Below are 9775 nucleotides of genomic sequence, written 5' to 3' on the forward strand. Positions count from 1 at the left end.
TTCCATTTTTACATTTTGCATAAAGAACCTAGCTTGCCATGCGCCGCTTTTGGCCGGCCGCAAAAAGTGATATGCCCCGCAAACGATCCCGGCTTTGGGAGCCTCCCGCCAGTTACGCTTAAAATACGGGTCGACAGTTAAAAGGCCTTCTGTTGCTTTAATAAATGCAAAGCTGATGCGGATGCTATCTTCATTCATTGCTGCAACCTTGTGCCAGTTTATTTTGCCTTGTGCATATGACACATCTATACCATGTTTTTTATAGCCGGTTGGTATGCGGATATTAAAGCTTTTATAAGTCCGGTAGCTTGGGCTTTCGCCGGCATCTATTATCCACCGCCAGGTAGAGGAAAATGTTTTTAGAACATAGCCGTAATAAAATGGTGAAAGTAAGATAAGCACCAGCACTAATGCAGCAAAGCGCCACCAAAGAAGATTTGTTGCCGGCTTATATTTCTTTTTACGACTGGTTGTACTGATGGTTTTTCTTGTGGTTGATGGTCGTTTCCGGGTTGTGCTCACAGGCTGCAAATATAAGGAAAAGGCACAAGCAAGCGTTGAAACAGATTAGCGGCAATTAAGATTAGATAACGTGATCGTGATTATAATTACTTGCCGGCAATTTTTTTCAGGATATTAAGGGCGGTGCGAAAGATGATTTTAATATCCATCATCACCGACCAGTTTTTGATATATAAGATATCAAATTCCACCTTTTTGTTGATCACGTTAACATCTGTTATGGCACCATGATAACCGTATGACTGCGCTAGGCCTGTTATTCCCGGCTTTACGTAATGCCTGTCGTTATAATAGCTAAACATCTCGTTAAAACGGACATTCTCTACAAGCATGTGCGGCCGCGGGCCAACGATGGACATATCGCCAACGAGAACATTAAAAAATTGCGGAAGTTCGTCGATATGGCTTAATCTTAAAAATTTACCCAATTTGGTTACTCTTAAGTCGTTGATTACAGCTGCAACCTTGTCAGAGTCGTCATTTACAACCATCGTACGAATTTTTATGCAGTTAAAAAGCTCAGCCCCTTGTTTGTTACGTTTTTGAAGGAAAAACACAGGGCCTTTTGAATCAAACAGCACGAGCAGCGCCACTATGGGCAATAGCCATGAAAGAAGGAAAATAATTACAACTAACGAAATGATAATATCTACAAAGCGCTTTAATAACTTATATCGCTTCTTAAACAAGGGTGAAGAAATCAGGGGATCGACCCTCAGATCAGACTTATTGATCCACAACGAAGGAGCTGAATTACCAATACTATTCACATAAGACTGGTTGCTCAAATCGCTGTATTCCAATAAGTTGTTATTTCTTAAGTATTCGTCACCCATACATCTGTCCTTAGATACGAAATTTCATAACAGTTAGTTCCTGTTATTGTTATAAAAATAAACGTAAAACTACACCATAATATTCTTGACAGGAGTTTTATGTTTAGATACAGGAAGTCGTCAACTGCTTAGCTAAATTAAAAACATATGGTTAAATCTACTTTAATTGTTCAATAAATTTCTGGCAGCACTTTTTATCGACATAACTTACTTTTCGTTATTTAATACTCTGTACAATTTGAGATTTACTTTCATGTCAGAATTTTCAAAAATTAAAGCCAATGTTTCCCTTCCAAAATTCCTTAACATAATGATAACATACAAGTAACGTGAAGTTAACTTACTTTTGTGCTTTTACCTCAATCCTTTATGAAGAAATCAGAACGTAAATCCATTGCTAAAACAGCCAAAAAAACATTTGTAAAAAATTTGGAAGTTAGCCTTTTAGCCGCTATTAAATCTACCGCTGCCGATTTAGGTACCGACACCAAGAAAGCCGAAAAGAAAATTATCAAAAGCGCCGGTAAAATTGCCAAAAAAGTAGCTAAGCTGATTAAGCCGGCACATGTTGCGGCACCAGCAGCAGTAACAGTAGTACCTGCTAAAGAAGCATCGGTAAAAGAAACACTGGTTGCAGCGGCTCAGGCAGCACCAAAGAAAACCAAAGCTGTTAAGCAGCCGGTTGTTACCGCGTCATAATACGTTTCAGGCGGATTGCATTTAACACCGGCTGACCTTTTTGCGCTTTAAAGCTGATTTTTATGCCATTGCCATTTTTTACGGTTACAGTAAAACTTTTGCTGACAGCCATTAGTGCGCCGTATTGTTTAGCCAGGTTTAGGTTAGGCAATACGGTTTTGGCGTTCAACAACACATCAAAAACCCGATCCTGAGCGCCTGTTCTTTGTTCGGAGTTTGATAGGTTGTAAGCAAGTTCAACCCCAGGCTTGTCGGCCGTAAGCTCTGCAAAGCACAGGGTTATTTTGTAACTACCATCCGGCACATCAAAACGAAATCCGCTTAAACCTTCCTGCTGCGTTTGATAAATAGGGTCATCAGTTGTTTTTAGGATGTCGCGGTCACTTCCATAACCCTGCCGATTATTGCCGGGCATTTTGTAAGCGTTGCCTTCTAAGTATCCAAAACTTCCTTTTTGATAAGCTTTTGCAGGTATCCATACGTTAGCGTCAGCATCTGTGTAATAACGATTAGCCCCTAAAAGCAGATTTATCTCAACCGAACCTTTTAACAAATTTAAGCTACCTGGTATCACGGTCATGTTTACAACCGATTGGTTTGTAATACTTTTTTCGCCATTAGTACCCGATGCTTTAAGGATGTTATTTCCACTGCGAAAAGGCACCTGCCATGTTACCATCCCCTTTTTCGCTTTTTGAGTACTCATGTTGATACCGTTTAACGTCAAGGTTACATCCGGCATGTTCGTAAAAACCATAAGCGGTTGTGTTAGAGTACTTGTGTTCACACTATCCGCTAATCCGGCACGATGGTTCCAATCAGAAATTTTTAAATACGGTTGTTTAACCAGGTTTGCCTGGTAGAAATAGTAAACATCTTTTGGCTTGCGGTCCTGCGTTAAAATACCTTTCGAGTTGATATGGGGAGTTGTCTCTGCACGCTCCTCTGAACTAAAATCGGCAAGGTTCCATAATATTCCTGCTGCAACAAAGGGTCGCTGGTTAATAGCGTTCAAATATATCTGATGAAAATCTACCGCATAATCAACACTCTTATCAAACCGCTGCGGTTGTGTGGCGCGGATCCGGTCATCAGCGTCTGCACCATACTCCGTAATCAGCATTGGCAGTTTGGGGTAATTTTGATGAAATTTGTCAAGAAACTTGGCAAAATCGGCGGTTTGGCCGCCATACCATCCCTGGTATAAATTCCACCCGATCAGCATTGGCACATCTATAATTCCGGCCTGCTTATAACGGTTATAATCGCCGTGGCATGCAATCATTGTGTACCGGGCTGCATCTTCCCTACGTGCCATACTATCCAGTTGTGCCGCCAGATCGCGCACATGGCCAAAATACTGCTGCTGCCTTGGCTTATCATTACCAAACTTAGGCCTTAACAACACTTCGTTCATATAGGCCCAAATGATGATGCTGGGATGGTTATAATTCTGGCGAATCATCTCTGTAAGCATCTGTTTACAATTTTCGGTAAATCCCGCAGTCTCCGTTATTGCGTTCACCACCGGAATTTCTACCGAAGCAAGGATGCCCAGGCTATCGCAAGCTTCTAACACTTTCCTATCCTGCGGATAATGTGCCACACGTAAAAAATTGCCGCCCATTTGCTTTAACAGCTTAACATCGCGGGTGTGGTAGCTATCCGGCAGTGCGTTACCTATACCTTTAAAATCCTGATGCCGGCTTGCGCCAATAAGTTTTAGCGGCCGTCCATTCAGATAAAATCCTTTTTCAGCATCAAAGTTGTACCAGCGCATCCCCAAAGGGTTTGAAACCTCATCTATGACCCTGCCGGTTATTTTGTTGATTATTTTGCTGATAACCCTGTACAGATAGGGATCATCCGGCGACCATAAATGCGGCTGATTAATTGCCGGCATTACCTGGCCAAGCAGCACATCCCTATCCCCGGTTTTCATATCTGCAGTTAACCGGCTTACCGTTTTACCGGCTTTATCAATTACCGTGGTTAACAACTGCAAATCGCCGGTTGCGCTGCTCTCATTGACTATGTTACTTTTAACCACTACTACCGCCTGCCCTTCCGATACTTGCGAGGTGGTGATGAAAACCCCATTAGCAGCGTTATCAACACTAAAGTGCGTTTGTGGGGCTACCACCAGATCAACATTACGATATATACCCCCAAAAAAAGTAAAGTCGGCAGTAAGCGGTGCAATATCTTCGTTAAAACTATTATCCACTTTAACGGCAATGATGTTCAGTATTCCAGGTTTCACATAGGGGGTTACGTCTATGCAAAAACGCGTATAACCACCAGTATGGCTGCCGGCTTTAGCACCGTTAATGTAAACTTCGGTTTGCTGATTAGCGCCATTAAAATAGATGTAGATCTTTTTTCCTTTACTCCCGTTGGTTAATGTAAAATTTTTACGATACCAGCACGCAGCACGGTAATATCCGGGAGCATCGTCCATTACATCGTTCTTATTCCAGGTGTGCGGCAATGTAACGGCTTGCCATTTTACTTTGGAATCATCAATTCCCGGCTGATAGCTTCCTTTTGTAAATTGCCATTTGTTGTTAAAATTGGTGACTTGCCTCCCCTGCCCATAGGCCATATTGAGCAATAGTAAGGGTACTAATAAAAACGCAAAGGCTAATTTTTTATTCATAAAGGATGTCGCCGGAGGGGTATACGGACTTAAGGTTTATAACGCTGCATATTACAACCAATATCGGGCAATCACTAATAATGCAGCCTGTTTTTTCACGAAAACGTTTTAGTACTTTCAAATTATGCCGTGTCCAATACCAGATCCATCCAGCCTTGTTTGCTATTCTTTTTCCGCACACGCTTTTGCTCGTCCAAAGCTTTTTTAATACGGTTTGAGTAAGCCCAGCAGGTACTTTGCCTGATACCTAATTTCTCCGACAATTGCCGCGACGATATCGTGCCCTTGCTGGCATAAACCAGGTATACCAGGTAAAACGCTTTATTTATAGGGATGCGATTATTTTGAAAAATCGTGTTATGCAGCACCGTTTCCTCGTAGGCACATTTGGTGCAACGGCGACTATATAACGAGCGGCCATTACAGTACGTTGTATTATTACAGCGAATACATTGGTAACCATTCATCCACTTCAAGTCGGCCAGGAGCTTAAAGCACGCTTCCTGATCAGGATACTTTGCGCTGAATTCCTCAAAGCTTAATTCGGTCGATAACGCACGGGCGTCGGTTACCTTTTCGATACTGGTTTTTAGCTGGATGTTATCTTTCTCTAACAGTACATTCATCCGGCTGATCTCTGCTGCCTGCGCTTCTAACTGCAGGTTTTTCACAAGCAGGTTCTCATTTTGCCGCTCAATGATCAATGATTTCTCATGGATCACTTTTGATTTCTCAGTAGCCTCGTGTGTGCGTGCTTTTACCTCATTTTCTAATTCCGAGTTGATAAAATCCTTTAAATCCACATTGATCTGCATCTGCTCCATCACTTCCGCCTGCGCTTTGTCCTTGTCTTTGCGGAATAACCTTACCTGATCACCAATGGCAAACGAGAGGAACACCATCTCGATAATAAAACTGAAGCTTAAGCTATAATGCGCCGGCAAAGCGGGCAACCACCGGGCTAAACCAAGTACGTATACGCCCTTAACAATGAAGCCTGCAAAAAGCACCGCATAGCCTACCACAAAAAAGCGTGCAGGTTTAAACCCGTTGAGCCAGATGCTGATACCTGTATAAAACGCAATTGCCAGTGGCACAAATTCAATAAACTTGTACATAAACAAACTGCGATCAAAGAACAGGCAGTAGGCAAAATACACCGTCCGTACTGCAATGGTCCAGTTAATAACTCTATAAAGGGTGTAATTGCGGGTTTTAACCTGCAGCAACTCCTTTAAAAAGATCAGCGCAAACAGGCTAATCATATATAGGGCTGCGCCGTACATAAAATCATTTAACGATGGGATGTTCGGCCACAAATATTGAAAAGCGATACCATCGGCACTTGCCTCATAAAGCCCGACGCTTAGTATGTAAAAAATGTAAATGAGGTATTGCCTGCGCTTTACAGCCATGTACATCAATAGGTTATGAAAACTAAAGATGAGTATCATCCCGTAAAACATCCCGTAGGTGATGTATTCGGTAAGGGTGTAGTAAACAAAACGGGTAAACGTGCGGTAAACGATGATGACATTCACCCTGTCTTTTGATCGTACTTTGAAATAATAAGTATGCTCGCCTTCGGCGAAATTGTCAATTAAAAACTCGAAGTTTTTATGCTTGTAAAGCCTGTCGGCAAATTTGTGGTTCTCTCCCGTCGAACTTGCGCTAAAGCCTTCTTTACCATCAGGCAGGTAAGCTTCTATCTGGTCGGTAGTTTGATCAAAGAATTCAAACACGCTGTTGTTATGAGGTACAGGGTGATGGAAATTTATTTTTACCCGGTACCAGTAGGATGAGTTATGATCGTAATTTTTGGGGTAGAAATCTTTACTTGGTTTAAATTTGGCCACATAGCCCGGGCTGCTTACATCTTTTATACTTAACGCATCACTTTTATCTTCCAGGCAAAAAACTTCTTTATTGACAAAGATATGCTCAACAGAATCTGCATTGATTACTATCGCTTTTTGCGCAAAACAAACATGCGCAAGCAATAACATTACGGTACAAAAAAACAATCGTTTTAGCATTGTAACGAAGGCAATCAATTAATCAGTTAAACAGGGCGAAAAAGCGGGCCACAATTGGTACTTCAAATATTGTAAAAAAATATTCATTTGTTACGGCGGACATTCATTTAATAATCAATCAGCATGTGTGGCCGGGGCCGCACATGCTGATTGATTAGGTATAGGTAATTTGTTATTGCACAACTTTATCCAACGGCGCAATGTTAGATTCTGAGCCGGCATAACCTTTATTTTGGTTGATGTGACCGTTAATGTTCAGATCTATCTCGCTTTGCGGGATTGGCCATAATACGTGGTAAGGCGATATGGTATAATGGTTACCGGAGTTAGTGATAACGTTAGGATTTTTGTAAAAATCATTCTTGTCCATTACCCTGTCGTAAAAGAAGTTATTGGTAGAGAAGTTGTTAACGTTATAAGTTTTGCCGTTATAAGCTGCAATACCTGTTTGCGCAAATATGTAAGCCATACGGGTAAGCTCCGTTTTACGCGGCTCTTCCCAATATAGTTCACGCTGGCGCTCATCCAGTATGGTACCAATATTTACAGCACTTGGATTGGTAAGCAATTGCGCTTTTGCACGCGCCCTAACCTGGTTAATATCGGCCATTGCGAGGGCGGTTTGCCCCTTCCAAACGTAAGCTTCGGCACGTAGCAATAAGGTTTCGGCTAAACGGAACACATACCAGTCGGTATTGGTACCGCGTGGCGGGCTCCAGTATTTATCAAGCGCTATTGGCCCTGATCCGATAAATACTTTATAGTGCGGCCAGCTAAACCATGCCCTGATCGTATCACGAGGGCCGTTCAAAAATACCTGGTTTACTGTTGCTGCCGTGTATTGCTGCAACTTTTTACCGTACCATGCAGCATCGGTAGTTTTAATAGCGGGATTATTATAAACCAGGTCTGTCATATCCATCCAGTTACCTGGGGCATGCCTTAGATCGGTATTATCCGTCCAGATGTACTTGGTAGCATATGGTGTTCCGCGCATACGGCCAATACCACGGCCATACCATAAAGTAAGCGGGAATTCTTCAGTAATCTTATCAGAGATTCCGGGCTTTTTTGTACCTGGCGTTAAAATGGTACCGTTGTGCCACATCGGCACACAGTTACGCATTACCTGCGAGCCAAATGGTGTAGCACCATCAAGTGTTTCGCGGTCAAGCACAACGTATAAAGCTTCGGTATTGGTAGCAATCGCCTTGTTCTCCGGGCGGTGCAGGTCCCAAATCACATTTTTGGAAGCATCGCTTGCAACAATGCCAAAACGATTGGTCATCAACTTATAAGGACCGTTGATAACAGCAGACGTTGCAGCAATAGCATCATCAAATAGGCCCAAAGCCAAATCAACTTTAGCTAACAGGTGATACGCAGCGCCCTTAGATACGTTACCTTTTTCGTTAGCATCTGCTAATTTAGTTACAGCAAACTCCAGGTCGGCTTTCATTTGTTTCAGGATCACCATACGCTGAGTAGTGAAATAACCAGTATTAACCGTGGTTTCTTCCTTAAGCACCAACGGCACATCGCCAAACTCATGCACCAGGCGGTAGTAACGGTAAGCCCTGTGGAAATACGCTGTAGCCAGTGTAAGATCGCGCTCGGCCGGTGTAGGCCATTGAGCTTTATCTATCCGTGATATAATGACGTTGGCGTCATGTATACCTTGCCACCAGGCGTACCAGTAACGGCCAATCTTATTATAATCGTCGCTATCCAGGTTAGATGTTGGCGTAATACGCAGGTTCAAATCCTGCGCAGGTGTGGTTTTATCAGTAGTTCCATCTACAGCGGCATCTGTGAAAAGCGACTCGGAAAGCAGTGGGGCCGAATCACCAAAGAACTCAAACCGTACACTAATGTTCAGTGTAGCCAAAGCATTACGGAATGCAGCCGGTGACGTTAAGGTAACATCGGGTGTAAATTTTGAGGGTGCTTCCGGTACCAGGTCGCTGCGTTTTGTACATCCGCCGGATGCGAAAACTACAGCTATTGCAAGGCCTGCAATTATATTTTTATTTCTCTTTTTCATATCTGATTATCTCCTAATACTTAAAAAACTATGTTAGCGCCAACTGATAAAAACCTTGGCGTAGGGCCGTTATTTTGCGGATCCCACAGATCCCATCCTGATGCTACGTAAGCATTAGTGGCGTTAACAAACAACTTGGCACTCTGCATTCCTAAGCGTTTGATAATGCTTGGGCTGAAGTTGTAACCTAAAGACACTGTTTGTAGCCTTACAAATGATGCTTTGCGCCAAACGTTAATAGTAGTACCTGATGAGCCTGAATTTAAACGTGCGTAATCATTGATCGGGTTATCAGGGGTCCAGTATGGCAATACGTACGAATTCATACGTGCAAAGCCAACGCTGCCAGGGTTGTTTAAAGCGGCATTATATTGCCTTAACTGACCGACACTTGATACCAGCATGAACGAAAAATCGATGTTCTTAAAGAAATTGAAATCGTTACGTAATGACCAGGTGAACTTTGGATTGGTTGAGCCCAAAAACTGCTTATCATCATTGGTAAACTTAAAGTCGCCGTTCAGATCCTGCAGTTTAAAGTCTCCCGGGCGTGCGCCGTATTTAGCAGCTTCGGTAGCCTCTGGTGTTTGCCATACGCCAAGGATGTTATAATCCCACACGGTGTTGATATCCTGTCCAATAAACCAGCCGTTACCAATGTCGTTGTTTTCAACTGTGCGGGTAGCACCGTTGGCATCGGTTACCTGGTATTCGCCGTACAGGTGAACAATTTTGTTGCGGTTAAGGAATAGTACGCCATTGGCATTCCAGCTAAAGTTTTTGCTTTTAATGATCCGGCCATCCAATGAAAGTTCAAAACCTTTATTGTTTACCTGTCCCAGGTTAGAGAAAAGGCTGGAATTATTTGCACCACCAGGAATAATGTTTAATCCGTTAAGGCCCTGGATTGATAGCAACCGGCGCTCAACGATCATATCAGTTGTTTTGCGGCTGTAAACATCTATCGAACCACTAAGGC

6 protein-coding genes and 1 pseudogene are annotated in these 9775 nt (G+C 42.7%); 1 reads left to right on the forward strand and 6 read right to left on the reverse strand.

Annotated elements, in window-relative coordinates; translation table 11 throughout:
* Both ACE5CV_RS09070 and ACE5CV_RS09075 read right to left on the reverse strand, forming a co-directional pair.
* A partial coding sequence (locus ACE5CV_RS09070) for a glycoside hydrolase family 25 protein (RefSeq protein WP_374949847.1) occupies positions 1-522 on the reverse strand: 522 nt, incomplete at its 3' end.
* Positions 523-608: 86 nt separating this feature from the next.
* Positions 609-1358, reverse strand: a complete 750-nt coding sequence (locus tag ACE5CV_RS09075; protein WP_374949848.1) for a sugar transferase — start codon at positions 1356-1358, stop codon at positions 609-611.
* A 369-nt stretch (positions 1359-1727) separates the two neighbouring features.
* Here ACE5CV_RS09075 and ACE5CV_RS09080 point away from each other — a divergent pair, with 369 nt between their 5' ends.
* Positions 1728-2057 (forward strand): hypothetical protein, encoded by a 330-nt coding sequence (locus ACE5CV_RS09080; RefSeq protein ID WP_374949849.1) that lies wholly within the window; start codon positions 1728-1730, stop codon positions 2055-2057.
* On the opposite strand, the gene ACE5CV_RS09085 is transcribed toward ACE5CV_RS09080, so the two are convergent.
* From ACE5CV_RS09085 to ACE5CV_RS09100, 4 genes and pseudogenes are all read right to left on the reverse strand, one after another.
* The gene (locus ACE5CV_RS09085; protein ID WP_374949850.1) at positions 2044-4716 is read right to left on the reverse strand and encodes a glycoside hydrolase family 2 TIM barrel-domain containing protein; all 2673 of its coding nucleotides are present in this window, start codon (positions 4714-4716) and stop codon (positions 2044-2046) included. The genes ACE5CV_RS09080 and ACE5CV_RS09085 overlap by 14 nt on opposite strands.
* A 122-nt stretch (positions 4717-4838) precedes the next feature.
* The gene (locus tag ACE5CV_RS09090; RefSeq protein ID WP_374949851.1) at positions 4839-6722 is read right to left on the reverse strand and encodes a 7TM diverse intracellular signaling domain-containing protein; all 1884 of its coding nucleotides are present in this window, start codon (positions 6720-6722) and stop codon (positions 4839-4841) included.
* 202 nt (positions 6723-6924) lie between these two features.
* Positions 6925-8796: a RagB/SusD family nutrient uptake outer membrane protein gene (locus ACE5CV_RS09095; protein ID WP_374949852.1), complete on the reverse strand. Its 1872-nt coding sequence runs from the start codon at positions 8794-8796 to the stop codon at positions 6925-6927.
* Between the two features lie 20 nt (positions 8797-8816).
* Positions 8817-9775: pseudogene (locus tag ACE5CV_RS09100) on the reverse strand (SusC/RagA family TonB-linked outer membrane protein); the annotation flags it as partial.

The sequence above is a fragment of the Mucilaginibacter sp. genome (assembly GCF_964263795.1).
GTDB lineage: Bacteria > Bacteroidota > Bacteroidia > Sphingobacteriales > Sphingobacteriaceae > Mucilaginibacter.